General features: G+C 32.4%; 16 protein-coding genes. 9 read left to right on the top strand and 7 right to left on the bottom strand.

Annotated elements, in window-relative coordinates:
• Positions 1-34 precede the first annotated feature (34 nt).
• The 3 genes from ABW636_RS15965 to ABW636_RS15955 form a co-directional block, all read right to left on the bottom strand.
• Positions 35-241: a membrane or secreted protein gene (locus ABW636_RS15965; protein WP_367591064.1), complete on the bottom strand. Its 207-nt coding sequence runs from the start codon at positions 239-241 to the stop codon at positions 35-37.
• Positions 242-361: 120 nt separating this feature from the next.
• The gene (gene murB, locus ABW636_RS15960; RefSeq protein WP_367591063.1) at positions 362-1,375 is read right to left on the bottom strand and encodes a UDP-N-acetylmuramate dehydrogenase; all 1,014 of its coding nucleotides are present in this window, start codon (positions 1,373-1,375) and stop codon (positions 362-364) included.
• A complete protein-coding gene (locus ABW636_RS15955; protein ID WP_367591062.1) occupies positions 1,365-2,558 on the bottom strand; it encodes a pyridoxal phosphate-dependent aminotransferase in 1,194 nt (397 codons plus the stop codon). The genes murB and ABW636_RS15955 overlap by 11 nt, the downstream gene beginning before the upstream one ends.
• 94 nt (positions 2,559-2,652) lie before the next feature.
• Here ABW636_RS15955 and ABW636_RS15950 point away from each other — a divergent pair, with 94 nt between their 5' ends.
• Entirely contained in the window at positions 2,653-4,002 is a 1,350-nt protein-coding gene (locus ABW636_RS15950; RefSeq protein WP_367591061.1) for an aspartyl protease family protein, read from the top strand.
• Between the two features lie 80 nt (positions 4,003-4,082).
• On the opposite strand, the gene ABW636_RS15945 is transcribed toward ABW636_RS15950, so the two are convergent.
• The gene (locus ABW636_RS15945; RefSeq protein ID WP_367591060.1) at positions 4,083-4,475 is read right to left on the bottom strand and encodes a DUF1573 domain-containing protein; all 393 of its coding nucleotides are present in this window, start codon (positions 4,473-4,475) and stop codon (positions 4,083-4,085) included.
• 243 nt (positions 4,476-4,718) lie between these two features.
• On the opposite strand from ABW636_RS15945, the gene ABW636_RS15940 reads away from it, so the two are divergent.
• The gene (locus tag ABW636_RS15940) at positions 4,719-7,349 is read left to right on the top strand and encodes a valine--tRNA ligase (protein ID WP_367591059.1); all 2,631 of its coding nucleotides are present in this window, start codon (positions 4,719-4,721) and stop codon (positions 7,347-7,349) included.
• A gap of 105 nt (positions 7,350-7,454) precedes the next feature.
• Here ABW636_RS15940 and meaB read toward each other — a convergent pair whose 3' ends face one another.
• The gene (meaB, locus tag ABW636_RS15935) at positions 7,455-8,543 is read right to left on the bottom strand and encodes a methylmalonyl Co-A mutase-associated GTPase MeaB (protein WP_367591058.1); all 1,089 of its coding nucleotides are present in this window, start codon (positions 8,541-8,543) and stop codon (positions 7,455-7,457) included.
• 60 nt (positions 8,544-8,603) lie between these two features.
• Complete coding sequence (locus ABW636_RS15930; protein ID WP_367591057.1) at positions 8,604-9,083, bottom strand: DUF2911 domain-containing protein; 480 nt, start codon at positions 9,081-9,083, stop codon at positions 8,604-8,606.
• A 395-nt stretch (positions 9,084-9,478) separates the two neighbouring features.
• On the opposite strand from ABW636_RS15930, the gene ABW636_RS15925 reads away from it, so the two are divergent.
• The 4 genes from ABW636_RS15925 to ABW636_RS15910 all read left to right on the top strand — a co-directional run bounded on the left by ABW636_RS15925 (position 9,479) and on the right by ABW636_RS15910 (position 12,954).
• A complete protein-coding gene (locus tag ABW636_RS15925; protein WP_445012693.1) occupies positions 9,479-9,970 on the top strand; it encodes an RNA polymerase sigma factor in 492 nt (163 codons plus the stop codon).
• Positions 9,954-10,568 carry a hypothetical protein gene (locus ABW636_RS15920; RefSeq protein ID WP_367591055.1) on the top strand — a complete coding sequence of 205 codons (615 nt, stop codon included), beginning with the start codon at positions 9,954-9,956 and terminating at the stop codon, positions 10,566-10,568. Before ABW636_RS15925 ends, ABW636_RS15920 begins: the two co-directional genes overlap by 17 nt.
• Positions 10,552-11,937: a hypothetical protein gene (locus ABW636_RS15915; RefSeq protein ID WP_367591054.1), complete on the top strand. Its 1,386-nt coding sequence runs from the start codon at positions 10,552-10,554 to the stop codon at positions 11,935-11,937. The genes ABW636_RS15920 and ABW636_RS15915 overlap by 17 nt, the downstream gene beginning before the upstream one ends.
• A gap of 372 nt (positions 11,938-12,309) precedes the next feature.
• Positions 12,310-12,954 carry a hypothetical protein gene (locus ABW636_RS15910; protein WP_367591053.1) on the top strand — a complete coding sequence of 215 codons (645 nt, stop codon included), beginning with the start codon at positions 12,310-12,312 and terminating at the stop codon, positions 12,952-12,954.
• A gap of 646 nt (positions 12,955-13,600) precedes the next feature.
• On the opposite strand, the gene ABW636_RS15905 is transcribed toward ABW636_RS15910, so the two are convergent.
• Positions 13,601-13,954 carry a DUF6249 domain-containing protein gene (locus ABW636_RS15905; RefSeq protein WP_367591052.1) on the bottom strand — a complete coding sequence of 118 codons (354 nt, stop codon included), beginning with the start codon at positions 13,952-13,954 and terminating at the stop codon, positions 13,601-13,603.
• A gap of 120 nt (positions 13,955-14,074) precedes the next feature.
• Between ABW636_RS15905 and ABW636_RS15900 the strand changes: the two genes are divergently transcribed.
• From ABW636_RS15900 to ABW636_RS15890, 3 genes are all read left to right on the top strand, one after another.
• Positions 14,075-14,689: an RNA polymerase sigma factor gene (locus tag ABW636_RS15900; RefSeq protein ID WP_367591051.1), complete on the top strand. Its 615-nt coding sequence runs from the start codon at positions 14,075-14,077 to the stop codon at positions 14,687-14,689.
• Positions 14,673-15,065: a hypothetical protein gene (locus ABW636_RS15895; RefSeq protein ID WP_367591050.1), complete on the top strand. Its 393-nt coding sequence runs from the start codon at positions 14,673-14,675 to the stop codon at positions 15,063-15,065. The genes ABW636_RS15900 and ABW636_RS15895 overlap by 17 nt, the downstream gene beginning before the upstream one ends.
• A gap of 130 nt (positions 15,066-15,195) precedes the next feature.
• Positions 15,196-15,636 carry a hypothetical protein gene (locus ABW636_RS15890; protein ID WP_367591049.1) on the top strand — a complete coding sequence of 147 codons (441 nt, stop codon included), beginning with the start codon at positions 15,196-15,198 and terminating at the stop codon, positions 15,634-15,636.
• Positions 15,637-15,655 lie beyond the last annotated feature (19 nt).

Genomic DNA, 15,655 nt, shown 5'->3' with positions numbered 1-15,655 from the left:
TTATTTTTGAAAACTATAAATAGTGAAATAAAAACTATTTATTGTGTTGTTCTTCATTACAACTAGCATATTGATCAGGTGTCTTGCCACAAAGCGAACATGATTCTCCACTTTTATTAAGAAATGGACTTTGACTTGCGCATGTTCCAGCAAATTTACCATCTTTCTTTGCCCATAATTTAATTGCAATACCACCAAATGCTAATAGCATTAAACCAATTGTAAGAAGAAATAACATCATAACAATATAAAATCAAAATTTTTAGCAAAGATACAAAGAATGTGCATTTTTTCTATGTTAATGAAATATAATACATGTTTGCACATCTTTCTTGGTGCAAAATGTATAGAGAAATCCTTGTTATATAATATTAACTTCTGTTTCCAGTACAATATTGAATTTCTCTTTAATTGTGGCTTGTATTTTTTTTGAAACGTCTAATATTTCTTTTCCTGTAGCATTGTTATAGTTAACCAAAACAAGTGCCTGTTTTTTGTGAACACCAGCATCACCCCACCTTTTTCCTTTATACCCAGAATATTCGATTAGCCATCCAGCAGGAACTTTTATATGTTGCTGGTCTATTTGATATGAAGGAATTTCGGGATGTGTTTTTTGTAATTCGATAAAGTGTTCTTTAGAAATGATAGGATTTTTAAAGAAACTCCCACTGTTTCCTATTTGTTTGGGATCAGGAAGCTTACTTCTTCTAATTTGGATTACTGCTTCTGCAACATCTTGTATGGTGGGATTCGTAATGCTTTGGTTTGTTAAAGCACTTTCGATCGCTCCATACCCGGTTGTAAGTATATGATTTTTTTTGGTTAATCTAAAAGTAACCTGTGTAATAATGTATTGTCCTTTGACACTTTCTTTAAAAATAGAATTTCGATAATCAAACTTACATTCATGATTTGTGAAAGTACGTTTTTTCTTTGTGTCAATATGAATTGCTTCACAGCTAACCATAGTATCTTTTAATTCTACTCCGTAAGCTCCAATGTTTTGGATGGGAGCACTACCAACATAACCTGGTATCAGCGATAGGTTTTCTAATCCTCCGTAATTATGCTTAATACAATATTGAACAAAATCATGCCAGTTTTCGCCAGCTTTGGCAGTTATTAATACAGTTTCGTTAGATTCCTCGATAGTATCGATACCTTTTAATGCAATATGTAAAACCAAAGACTCTACATTTTTAGTCAAGAGCATATTGCTGCCTCCACTTAGTACAAATAATTCTTTGTCAGGATAAGTAGTAAGGACGTTCTTAAGCTCATCTTCAGAAGTTATGGTAATAAATTCTTTGGCAAAAACATTAATTCCGAACGTGTTGTAGGGTTTTAAAGATTTATTTTGTTCAATTTTCATGATATTGTTCTAAGGCTACTTTTAGGATTTCAATCGCTTTTTTTAAATCTCTTCGATTTAGTACATAAGCAATTCTTACTTGGTTTTTACCTTTTTCAGGACTAGAATAAAATCCTGATGCCGGAGCAAGCATAACAGTTTGCTTATTTAGATCAAATTCATCTAGAAGCCATTTTGTAAAATGATCGGCATCTTCGATAGGTAATTCTGCAATACAGTAAAAAGCCCCTTTCGGAACCGCAACTTTTACACCAGGAATTTCTTTAAGTCCGCTTACCAAGGTGTCTCTTCGCTGTTTATATTTTGCGATTGTTTCTGTATAATATGATTCTGGAGCTTCTAATGCAGCTTCGCTGGCTATTTGTGCAAAGGTAGGAGGGCTTAATCTTGCTTGAGCAAATTTCATAGCTGTCTGCATTACACTTTTATTTTTACTAACAATACACCCAATTCTGGCTCCGCACATGCTGTATCTTTTAGAAACAGAATCTACTATTATTGCGTGTTCATCAATTCCTCGTTCTTGAAGGATAGAGTAATGTTCTGAGTCATCATAGATAAATTCACGGTATACTTCGTCAGAGATCAAAAACAAATCATGTTTAATAGCGAGTTCTGATAACTGTTTTATTTCGTCTTTACTATATAGGTAACCTGTTGGATTTCCTGGGTTGCATATAAGTATAGCCTTGGTTTTGGAGGTGATAAGTTTTTCGAACTCTGAAATTTTTGGTAAAGCAAACCCTGTTTCTATAGTAGAGATTACAGGAACGACTTTTACCGTAGATTGAGTAGAAAAACTGTAATAGTTAGCATAAAAAGGTTCTGGAACAATAATTTCATCACCGGGATCTGTAATGCTCCCCATGGTAAAAATCAAAGCTTCACTACCACCTGTAGTAACTAGAATATCGTCAGAAGAAATGGTGATATCATGCTTGGCATAATAGGCTGCCAGTTTATTTCTAAAACTTTCGAATCCCGCAGAATGACTATAGGCCAGAATGTCTAATTTATGATTGCGAATTGCATTCATGGCCTCAATAGGAGTTTTAATATCAGGCTGTCCAATATTTAAATGATAAATATGTTTACCTTCTCTTACAGCTTTTTCTGCAAAAGGAGCCAATTTTCGAATAGGAGATTCTGGCATGGCATTACCCTTATGTGATACTATAGGCATTCGGTATTCTTTAAAATAAATAAATAGGAACAAATTTCTTAAATATTTTAAGAAATAACTGTATGATAGAGGCTATTTTTTTTATATTTATTTAATGGAAATTACATCACGAAGTTTTTATTATTTGTTTAAAAATAGGGTTTTAGTATTTTTCCTATTGGTAACAATGGGACTCTTCTCTCAAAATAATTTTAAGTTACCAAAAGGGGTAAAACATGATAAGATAAAGTTTGAATTGGCAAACAACCTTATTGTTTTACCCGTTGTTATTAATGATGTTCAAATGTCTTTTATCTTAGATTCTGGTGTTACTTCTACCATAATCTTTAGTGTAGATAATACGAGTACACTAGAACTTAAAAATGCATCAAAGATTTATTTAAGAGGATTAGGGAATGAGGAACCTGTAGAAGCCATAAAGTCTTCTAATAATGAACTCAGGATAGGTAAATCATTTAGTGTAGATCAGACTGTTTTTTTGGTTTTGGATGAATCGATTAACTTTTCGCCAAGAATGGGATTTCCTATTCACGGGATTATAGGGTATGATTTTTTTAAGGATTTTATTTTAGATATTAATTATGCAAAAGAATATATAAAGGTTTATTCCCCAAATGCTTTTGATTATAAGAAATGCAAAAAGTGCTATCAAACGGGTCTTGTTTTTAGAGATAAGAATAAAAAACCCCTTATAACAGCAAAGTATAAATCTGAAAATGGCTTGATAGATGTTAACCTTTTATTGGATTCGGGTTCTGGATCGTCTTTGTGGCTGTTTGAGAATAAAGAAAAAGGAATTAAAATCAACTCTAATTCTTTTAGAGATTTCTTGGGAAAAGGTTTTAGTGGAGAGATATATGGGCAAAAAACCAAAATTAAAGAACTTAGAATTGGGGATTTTAAGTTAAGAGATGTTAAAGCTTCTTTTCCAGACTCTCTATATATACAAGGGATATCATTAAATAGGAGACAAGGTTCGTTGGGTGGAGATATTTTAAAAAGGTTTAATCTTATTGTGGACTACCCGCACAAGAAAATTTCATTTAAGAAAAATAGCCTTTTTAATAAACCTTTTTATTATAATATGAGCGGTATTACATTGCAACATACTGGTTTCTCGATTGCAAAAAATTATGTCGAGAATGATAGGGTTTATTTAGGAATTAATAAGCTCGTTAATCAAAAAACGTTGCAGTTTTCTACAAATTTTGTGCTTCAGCCAAAGTATGAAATCTCTGATGTAAGACCCGATTCTCCTGCTTATTTAGAAGGATTAAGAAAAGGAGATGTTGTATTATCGGTAAATGGAAGGTTAGCATATCGCTATAAACTCTCTGATTTGAATGATTTATTCTATTCTGAAGAAGGAAAAAGTATTAAGATGCAAATAGAAAGATTAGGAGTAAAAATAAAGTTCCAGTTTTTTCTTAAGAAAGTGATTTAATTTAGAGAAGTATTAAAAATAAAGTATAAAAAAAGGATATCTTATTGATATCCTTTTTTTGCATGTTGTATAATTGCTTATTAGTTTTCTAAAACACTTTTGTCTAATACCGTTCCTTTAATTTTTATAGCCTTGGTGGCCTCTTCGGCGTTAGAATATACTGTTATTGTTTTACGAATAGGTCCGACTCTTTTTGTGTCATATTTAACCTCGATAACGCCAGTTTCTCCAGGAGGAATTGGCTTTTCTGGTTTTTTAGGAATTGTACATCCACAACTAGAGTATACTTTTGAAATAATTAAAGGGGCGTTTCCTGTATTTGTAAATTCAAATTTTCTCACACCATCACTTCCTTTGGCTATTTCACCATAATCTACAACTTCATTTTTAAATTGTATACGTGCTTGGCCATCCTGCGCTTGAAGGGTTGTGGCTAGAAAACCAATACATAAAACGATTAATATTTTTTTCATAACGTAGGTTTTTGTTGAATGTAAAAGTAATTACTTTTTATTCAATTGCAAAATCATACCTTTAAATGTTACACTATTAATTAGAATAAATTTATAACAAATCAAGTGTAACTATTTAATGTTCTTAGTAATGTTTTATACTGTTTTCTTGTTTAATTTTTAAAAAAATTCATATTTCTGGTTTTATTCTTCATACTTTAATAAGTATTTTTGCATTTCAAAAATCAAAAACCAGACCAAAGTATGGCTTTAGCAGGAAAATATGATGCAAAATCGATAGAAGAAAAATGGTATTCCTATTGGATAGAAAATAATTATTTTCATTCAGAAGTCGACGAAAGAGAAGCGTATACAATTGTTATTCCACCTCCAAACGTAACAGGGGTTTTACATATGGGGCATATGCTTAATAACACAATTCAAGATGTGTTAATAAGAAGAGCTCGTTTAAAAGGGTATAACGCTTGTTGGGTACCAGGAACAGATCATGCATCTATTGCAACAGAGGCCAAAGTGGTTGCAAAGTTAAAAGAAGAAGGAGTAGATAAAAAAGACCTTACAAGAGAAGAGTTTTTAGAACATGCATGGGATTGGACTCACAAACATGGTGGGATTATTTTAGAGCAATTAAAAAAATTAGGAGCCTCATGTGATTGGGAACGTACCTCATTTACAATGGATCCTAATCTATCAGCATCGGTAATAAAGGTTTTTGTAGACCTGTATAATAAAGGCCTTATTTATAGAGGTTATAGGATGGTTAATTGGGATCCTGAAGCAAAAACGACTTTGTCAGATGAAGAGGTGATTTATGAAGAGAAACAAGGAAACCTGTATTATCTAAAGTATAAGATAGAAGGAACCGAAGATACTCTTACCATTGCAACTACGCGTCCAGAGACAATTATGGGAGATACAGCAATCTGTATTAACCCTAATGATGAGCGCTTTACTCATTTAAAAGGTAAAAAGGCAATTGTGCCGATTGCCAATAGAGTAATCCCTATTATAGAAGATGAGTATGTCGATATAGAGTTTGGTACTGGATGTTTAAAAGTTACTCCAGCACATGACCCTAACGATAAGGTATTGGGTGATAAACACAATTTAGAAATAATTGATATTTTTAATGAAGACGCTACTCTAAATTCTTATGGATTACAATATGAAGGTAAAGATCGTTTTGTAGTTCGTAAGGAGATTGTTAAAGAGCTTAAGGAAATTGGAGTTCTTGAGAAAGTAGAAACTCATCTTAATAAAGTGGGGACAAGTGAGCGTACTAAGGCAGTAATTGAGCCAAGGTTAAGTGACCAGTGGTTTTTAAAAATGAAAGACCTGGCCCAACCGGCTTTAGATGCGGTGTTAGATAAGGAAGTGAATTTGGTTCCCGAAAAGTTTATCAATACCTACCGTTATTGGATGGAAAACGTTCGAGATTGGAATATTTCACGACAATTATGGTGGGGGCATCAGATACCTGCGTATTTTTATGCAGACGGAAAAGAAGATTTTGTAGTTGCAGAAAGCAAAGAAGAAGCCTTGCAACTTGCCAAAGATAAAACAGGCAATACTGATTTGACTATTGCAGATTTAACTCAGGACCCAGATGCACTTGATACTTGGTTCTCATCATGGTTATGGCCTATGAGTGTGTTTAATGGTATCTTAGAACCCGATAATAAAGAGATAAATTACTATTACCCAACTAACGATTTGGTGACAGCTCCAGAAATTTTATTTTTCTGGGTCGCTAGAATGATTATTGCGGGATATGAATATAAAAAAGAGAAGCCCTTTACCAATGTTTACTTAACGGGAATCGTACGAGATAAACAACGCCGTAAAATGTCCAAATCATTGGGTAATTCTCCTGATCCTTTAGAGTTAATTGGTAAATATGGAGCAGATGGGATTCGTGTGGGAATGTTATTAAGTTCACCTGCTGGAAATGACCTAATGTTTGATGAAGACTTATGTAAGCAGGGAAGTTCGTTTGTAAATAAAATATGGAATGCCTTTAGGTTGATCAAAGGTTGGGAAATAGATAATACTATTGAACAGCCAGAAGCATCAGCAATAGCAATAGAATGGTATGCTTCTAAATTTCAAAAGTCACTCATAGAGCTAGAAGATCATTATTCTAAATATAGGATAAGTGACGCCTTAATGACAACCTATAAACTGGTTTGGGATGATTTCTGTAGCTGGTTATTAGAGATGATAAAACCGGCCTATGGAAGCCCGATAGATGCAAAGACCTATGAACAGGTAATTGCTATACTAGAAAATAATCTAAAGGTTTTACATCCTTTTGTACCTTTTATTTCTGAAGAAATTTGGCAACAAATTACAGAAAGGTCTACAGAAGAAGCTTTGATTGTTGCAAGTTGGCCAGAGGCTCAAAACGTAAATAATGAGGTGATCGAGGGATTTGAGATTGCTGCAGAAGTAGTTTCAGGAATTCGTACCGTGCGGAAAGAGAAAAATATTTCTTTTAAAGAAACAATAGAGCTTTCAGTTCTTTCTAAAGAAGAAGACAATACTTTTTTTGATGCGGTAATATCTAAACTAGGAAATGTATCTTCCTTAAATTATGTAGCTGCCAAAATAGATGGTGCGCTTTCTTTTAGAGTGAAGTCTACCGAGTATTTTATTCCAATTTCAGGAAATATTAATGTAGAAGAGGAGATTAAAAAGTTGACCGAAGAACTTTCCTATACAGAAGGTTTTCTGAAATCTGTTCAGAAAAAACTGCAAAACGAGCGTTTTGTAAGTAATGCTCCAGAACAGGTGATTGCCAATGAAAAAAAGAAACAGGCTGATGCCGAAGCCAAAATAGCAACACTTAGGCTTAGTTTAGAAAACTTACAATAATGCGTTATATGTGAGTTGCTTATGAAGCGCCAAAAAATATGATTATCAACAAACAACTTCGTTCAGGAGTTGTTTGTTGTTTATACGGTAGATGTTTTAATTGATTTATAAATCAGTAGTATCTTTTTTTAGGATTTTTAAAAGATAGTTTGCTGCTGCAAAAGGAGTTGTTTTGTGTTGTCGAACTGCTTCGAGTTTGATAGGTAATTCTTTCTTTATTTTTGCATTAGTATAGAACGATTTTTTTAATTGTTCATCAATTGTTTGTAATAACCAGGATGAATTCTGTTCTATTCTGTTTTTTTCAAAAAAACCATTTTCGGTTGTTAGCTTCACATAACTTGTAATCATATCCCATATCGCTTCAATACCGATTTCTTCAATAGCGCTGCAGGTAAGTACTTTTGGAGACCATTCGTTTTGAGCAATAGGGTAAAGGTGTAATGCTTTTGCGAATTGATTTTTTGCTTTTCGAGCATTTAGGACATTGTCTTTATCTGCTTTATTTATAACGATGGCATCTGCCATTTCAATAATTCCACGTTTAATTCCTTGAAGTTCATCACCAGCTCCTGCTAGTTTAAGCAATAGAAAAAAATCTACCATACTATGGACCGCTGTTTCGCTTTGTCCTACACCAACTGTTTCTATTAGGATCGTATCATATCCTGCTGCTTCACAAAGAATAATTGATTCTCTTGTTTTTTGAGCTACACCTCCAAGAGACTTACCAGAAGGAGAAGGGCGAATAAATACTTTTGATGATTGAACTAGAGATTCCATTCTGGTTTTGTCACCCAAAATACTTCCGTTAGATAAGCTACTGCTTGGGTCTATAGCAAGTATCGCAATCTTTTTTCCTTTTTTTAGTCCTAGTTTTCCTAGAGCTTCTATGAAAGTACTTTTTCCAACACCAGGAACTCCCGTTATACCTATTCGAACAGAGTTGTTAGCATGTGGGAGACACATTTCCAAAAGCTGTTGGGCTTTTACTATATCTTTCTTTTTGGTGCTTTCGATCAAAGTAATTCCTTTGCTTAATGCAGCAGATTTTCCTTTTACTATGTCATTAAATATAGCGTCTACGACAACCTCTTTTTGTTGTAATTTTTTAAATCTATCAATAGCCTTGCTGTTGGTGTTAACAGAAGATGTTTCAGATTTTTGAATATGTTTATGAGAATCTTTTGACACTGTATGGATTTATAACAAAAGTATAAATTCCTAGTAGAATTATATAATAAGCACGATCTTTTATAGGGTGATAGGAACAGCAATGGCAGTTCTGTCCCAAGCCAAATAAAGTATGGTAAAATCTTTAGCGTTTTCAAAGTAAATAGAAAATTGCTCTACAACATTTAATAATGGGTGCACAGGTACTTCTACGGTAAGAGCATCATAGGTTTCATTTCGTTTAGGAGTGCCATTCATGTCTACTCCCCAGCTATATTCTTTTTTATTAAAAATTACTTTCCAAGATTTTGCGTTAGGAACAGTCCAAAGCGTATATGTGCCTCTTTTTAGTATAGAACCATCTACCATAATATCCTTAGAAGTAGTAAAGGTTGTTGCTTCATTGGCACCTGTTCTCCAGACTTGATCAAATGGTACAAGATTTCCAAAAATTTTACGTCCTTTTTTAAACGGTCTGTTATAAAACACAGTAAAGGTTACATCTTTTGCTGTGTGTGTTATCGTTTCTTCGGGGCTATGTTTTTTTGTATTTTTTTTCATTAAATACATAGCTAAAAAACTAATAATAACTAACCCTAGGATTATAAATAATGTTTGTTTTAAAAGCTTTGGCATCCTGATGTAATTTTGATCCTAAATATAACTCTTTGCCATTACAATTTTGGTTTATTGTTGATAAAAGTAATTGTAAAAAAACAACACATTTTTTAAATAATAGTATCTAGAATAAGTCTTTATTTGTTTGAAAGCTAGGGTTTTGTTGTAATTATGGTTTTTTTATATATAATTTTGCAACAAGAGAGATGTGTTTTCGTCTTTTATAAAGAGAGCTATTTAAAGCAGTTTTAGATAAGTAGTCACTAACCAAAAGTAAAAGAAGTTTGTTACAGAGCGAATTAATAGAGCAATGTAGGGCCAATGATCGTAGAGCGCAAATGAAACTCTATAATAAATACTGTGATGGTATGTATTATGTAGCATTACGTTTTCTTAAAGATCCGTTTGAAGCAGAAGAAGCAATGCAAGAATCTTTTATTAAGGCATTTGCTAGACTTCATCAGTTTACGGGGGACGTGACGTTTGGTGCTTGGTTGAAAAGAATTGTTATAAATAAAAGCATTGATATGCTTAAGGCAAAGAAGTTAAATATGGTGGCGATAAATGAACAAGTAATGGGTACGGTAGAAGAACAAAATGATTGGTCTGTATCAGATTCTGTTACTGTAGATGAGGTTAAGAGAGCTATTGAAAAATTACCAGAAAAATATAAATATGCAGTGATGTTGTTTTTGATAGAAGGCTATGATCATAATGAAATTAGTGAGATATTGGATATTACTCCTGTTTCTTCGAGAACTTTGGTGCATAGAGGAAAAAAACAATTGCAAGAACAATTAAAACATTTAAAAGATGGCACAGGATATTAGAGAGCTGCTTAGGCAGGACAAACAAATTCCTTCTGAAAGACTAAGAGATGGCCATGATGTAAGATTTATGGCTAGGTTAGAAGCAGAGCTTCCGGTTAAAAAGGCAAAATCCCGAGCTTATAGCTGGCTTAATATTGCTGCAAGTATTGTGGTTATCATTTCTGTGTCGGTCCTTACTTATAATCAGTTTGGGAGTAAAAATCAGGGAGATGGTCAAGTAGTAGATATTGATAATGCAGTGATCAAAAACTCTTCAGTAGTGTTGGCAAAACAAACATCTCCTTTGGCAAAAATATCCCCAGAGTATGAAGAAGTAGAGAATAATATCCTTACGAGTATACGATTTCAACTATCAAATATAGAAATTGATGATAAAAATAGAGAATTGGTTGAAAGTTTTAAATCTAAGTTAAATGATCTCGATAAAGAATATCAAAGATTAAATAAAGAATTACTAGAGGTAGGACCAAACGTTCAGAGTGTTGAGGCAATGATGGAGAACTTGACTATTAGACTATCACTATTAACAAGACTAAAAGATAAATTAAAAGAATTAGAGCGAATTGAAAATGAAAATTACAATGAAATACAAGCTTAGTTTTTTTGTTATTAGTGCTTTGTGTGTTTGTGCTGAAGGTTTCTCGCAAAGCAAACAAAATAAATTAAGCGAAAAGATAACAACTAATAGCGATGTTGTTGTTACCCTTAATTCAAGCCATACAAGTGTCGTTTTTGAGACCTGGAATAGAAATTCGGTAGGAGTAGAAGCTTATATAGAAGGGGATCTTTCTGATGAAGATGCAAAGAGAATATTAGAGAGCTGGCAAGTAAATGTTATTGGAAATGAAAATGAGGTAATGATAAGTTCTACTGCAGGTAATTTTTGGAGTAGAAATAATAGAGCGGTTTCTAGTGCAGAACTGGATAAAAATATTCAGGAGTTAAGAAAGCTAAGTCCTATGATTTCTGATATGCTAGGACCTTTGATGGAAAACATAGCCAGAAACCCTATGCCAAGCACTCTTTCGCAAAATCAGGCCAACGTGAGTTATGACACAAACAGATCTAATAATGGTAATGATGAAAAATACATTCAGCAATGGGAGAGTCAGATTCGTGAGAAATTTAAAGATGATGTGGATAATGGAAAATTAGAATGGGTAAAACGACTTGATGAAAATGCTATTAATGGAAAACCTATTCAAATGGAAATTCGCTTGGAAACATGGGGAGAGCAATACGGAAAACAAATGAATGCGTGGGCGACGCAATTAACAAGAGATATAGAAAGCCAAAATAGAGGAGGAGCAAATATCACGGTATATCAATATAATTATAATAGTTCAGCTCCTTCTAATGTGGTAAATAAAACTATAAAAGTAAATGTGCCTAAAGGAGTTCGATTAAGGATTAATGCTCGTCACGGAGATGTGAAATTGGCAGAAAGAGCAATTGATGTGCGGGCGTCTTTATCTCATACCAAATTATCTGCTAATGTTATAGATGGAAATCAAACTTTTATTAAATCTTCATACTCACCCGTTTCCATTCGAGAGTGGAATAGTGGAAGATTGGTTGTGAATTATGTTAAAAACTGTAGAATACAAAAAGCAAAGAACCTATTGGTTAATGCAGATTCTAGTAACATTTTTATTCAAAACTTAGAAGAAAATGGGGCTATTTCTGGAAGCTTTGGAGCAATAAACATAATGAGTCTAGGGGAATCTTTCTCTACATTAGACTTGGCAGTAGAGAAATGCGATTTCAAGTTAAACTTACCTCGAACGGCTTTTAACTTGTCCTATAGTGGAGCACAAAGTATTATCTCTTTACCAAAAACCTTAGAGATAAATACAAGGAAAAATTTTGGGAATGTTTTTGTTAACGGTTTCCAAAAAACAAGAAGTACAAATAAGATGATTACAATTAATGCAAAGTATAGCAAAATTGTGCTAAATGATGAATAAAACTTCTGATATATAGAATATTATAGTTGTAGTGTTAATTATAAAAATGCCTTGCTAATTATATAGTGAGGCATTTTTTTTATAACATAAATTTAACAAAAATAAAACATCAATTCGTAAAAAGATGTGTCTTTTCATCTGGTTAAAATGGTTCTTTGTCTGTTTTTTTATGTTTTTTAATTTTTAAATAATTGATAGTCAGTTATTTATTGTTTTAGGAAGGTGATTTTAACACTTTTTGTGTAATTTGTCGAAAAACAAAACCACTTGATCTAAAAGTAAGGTTTTTAGTTTGCGTAACGGCAATTTAATGATATTATTGTATGGTAAAACCGTAGTAAAGTATTGAAGCTTTACTGTAAAGTATACAGAATGAAATCAATAGTATTTTTTTTAATTAGTATCTTTTTTGTTGGTAATATTTGTGCAAATGACACAGATCAGTCTCTTGAGGTTGAAAAAGAAGGTCTTGTTGTGTCTGTGGTGAATTTTGAAGAAGGAGATAAAATCAAACTTTTTGATGTAGAAAGTGGTGACCACATTTTGTCTAAAACACATGGAGATATTGATCTTAGTCAATTACCTATAGGTATGTACTTGTTAGAGAATACGCATGGTAAGTCTGTAATGATAGAACGTTTTGAAGAAGAAATACAAATAGAAGGAGTTTTAGAAACAGCAAATAATGATTTTGTTTTGGAAAGAGATTCAGTAAGAGCTGATATGCCTTCTAAAGTTAATGAAGAGGAAGAGTTTATCAATTATTACGAAAATACACAAAGAGATCTTTTGGCTATAGAAAGAGAAGGAGATGTTATAACTGTGGTAGATTTTGAAGAAGGAGATGTTATAAAGTTATTTGAAGTAAAAAATACGGTACATATATTATCTAAAACAATTAATATAGTTGACCTTAGTCAATTACCAGCAGGGATTTATTTTCTTGAAAATAACAAAGGAGAATCTGTGGTGTTAGAAAAGTTCTTAGATAATGATCAAGTTGCAGATATGGAATAGTAAAATAATTACTTACAACAATAGATAAACCCTGATGATTTTTCATCAGGGTTTTTTTATGAATTTATGCTCTATATTCTTCTATGTTTTAGATCTATTTACTTATTAGATCGGTGTATTATGTAATAGTGTTTTGAAGAAGGTAGTTGTAAAATGTCTTTGTTGATTTCATTATTTACTCAAACGATTGGTTCTAATGCAAGAGTAATACCATTTCTGATTTGAATTTACCCAATAAAACGGCATCCTTTTACATGATCCTTCAAAATAAAAATTAACCGTAGCTATGGCTATGCTGAACTTTTCTTTTTTGTCCAATGCAAAAATATATTGTTTTCTTATGAGCAAATTCAAATCAGAACTGGTATAACTTTGGGCAGTATATGGGAAATAATGCGATTTATGAATAAAAATTTAGCATCTGATCACGTTATTTTTCCCCTGCATGTTCTTCATAAAATAAAACAATAACTATGGTTATTCTTTAAGTTGATTCATTAGTCTAGCAAAAAATTATTGCAATTGTTTTAGGCAATTCTCATCTATAAATCGCATAACTTTTTTTTCTAAATGGTTTGTTTCATAAAAAAAAGACAATCTTGTTTATAAGATTGTCTATACTCATTATTAACAAAAACGACTAAAGTTATTGTTTGTCTAAATTTTTTGTCATGTTAAACCCGACAAATAAACCTAAACCTGCCATTAGGAATATAGTACCAGGATAAGCAATATCCTCATCAACATGTAAAGAAAAATGTAAAATTCCTGCAATAAAAATCCCAATTCCAATTCCCATTAATAACAATGAAAAGTTTAAAACAAGGACTTTCCATACAGGGGTTACTCTTTTTTCTTTACTACTATAAAAAATAGAGGCGTCTGCACCTTTTTCTATAAGGGCCATTCGTTCTCTGTTTCTTGCAGAAACAAATAAATAAAAAATTCCAAAAATACACCCAAATACGGATAGTGGGATTAAAGCTTCTAAAAATGTCATAATTCCTAAAATTTTATTGATTGATATACTGTTCGTTTTCTATTAAGACGCCTGTTTTTTTTAGCCGGTTACAAAAACGGTAAAAATATTTTGTATTTTATATTTCGAGTTGTAACCGATATGAATGTTCTGTCGTCTTATGAAGAAATGAACCATCAATCAGATCAATATTATATATCCAAAGTACTCGAAGGGCATGTAAATGCATTTTCGACTTTGGTAGAGCGATATCAAAACCTGGTATACACCGTTGCATTTCGAATGGTGAAGAATAAAGAGTTGGCAGAAGAAGTAGCTCAGGATAGTTTTGTAAAAGCTTTTAATTCATTGAGTATGTATAGAGGTGATGCTAAGTTTTCGACTTGGTTATACACCATTGTTTACAGAAAAAGCTTAGACGCAATAAAAAGGAATAAAAAAAAGGTAACTACAGCACTTATTGAAGAAGTTAGTGAGGGTGATATTGGTACAATAGGGGATGCTTTGGGGTATTTGGAGGATAAAGATAGAAGGAAGGTGGTGTCCGCCAGTATCGCGAGTCTTTCTGAAGATGAGGCTGCTATTATAACATTGTATTATTTTGAAGAAAAATCTGTAAAAGAAATTGTACAGATTACGGGTTTAACAGTGGATAATGTGAAAATTAAGTTGTACCGAAGTAGAAAAAAACTATATTCGATATTAAAGCATCACGTTTCCCCAGAAATATGTAATAAAAATGGAAGAGCAATATAAAGATATTCGTGATTTGGTAAAGGAAGCAGGCTTAGAGTGTCCTTCGTCAGATTTTTTGAGTAATGTAATGAATAAGGTAGAAGTTTCTTCGGTGCAAGCCCCAGTATCTTATAAACCTCTTATTTCTCGTAAAGGATGGGGTGGGATTATTTTTGTGATAAGTCTAGTGATATTTTTGTTGTTGTCGTTTGAAAGTGACGAAAACTCTTTTTTTGATAAGCTCAATTTTTTGAATATATCCAAGAGAAATTTTGAAGCCCCTTTTTCGGGATATACACTTCATAAATCTACCATTTATGGAATTTTACTTTTGTGTTTTCTCTTTTTTGTTCAGGTAACTATGCTAAAAAGAAAAATTGATAAAGACTTCTCTTAGAGAATTTGTCGTAAATTTTTGTGAAATGAGTGTGGTATCAGTTTAATATTTTGTTTTTTGTATAATATTAAAATTAAGAGAACGTTACGTTTTTATAAATACCTATATAAATACAAAACTCAACACACAAATGAAAAATTATTTATTATGCTTACTCGTTGTGTCATCGCTGTTTACAGCTTGTAAAAGTGATGATGAAGAAACACATGATCATGATCCTAATGCGAGCGTAGATTATTCTGCGACGATCATGTCTCCTGATACAGAGAATAAAAAAATGGATGAAGAAATTCATATTCATGCTGTATGGGAAAGTAAAACCAAACAAACAGTTCATCATGTTAAGGTGAAAATATATAACAAGGCAGACAATACGGCTGTTGTTTATGAAAAACCTAAGGAAGCTCATGTGCATAAAGAGAACGGAAAACATGAGTTACATGATGATGTAACATTGTCTACAGAAAATGGATTTTCAAGTAACTCTGATTGGGTAGTCGAAGCTAAAACCTGGGGGCATGAAAAGGGGGAAAATGAAGTCGTAAAAACAATGGAGTTTCATATTGATTAATCCATTTTATAATAAACAA

It is taken from the genome of Aquimarina discodermiae, assembly GCF_040786235.1.
Classification (GTDB): domain Bacteria; phylum Bacteroidota; class Bacteroidia; order Flavobacteriales; family Flavobacteriaceae; genus Aquimarina.
Note: the sequence above shows the minus strand (reverse complement) of the source record. Positions and strands in the feature narration are given on the sequence as shown.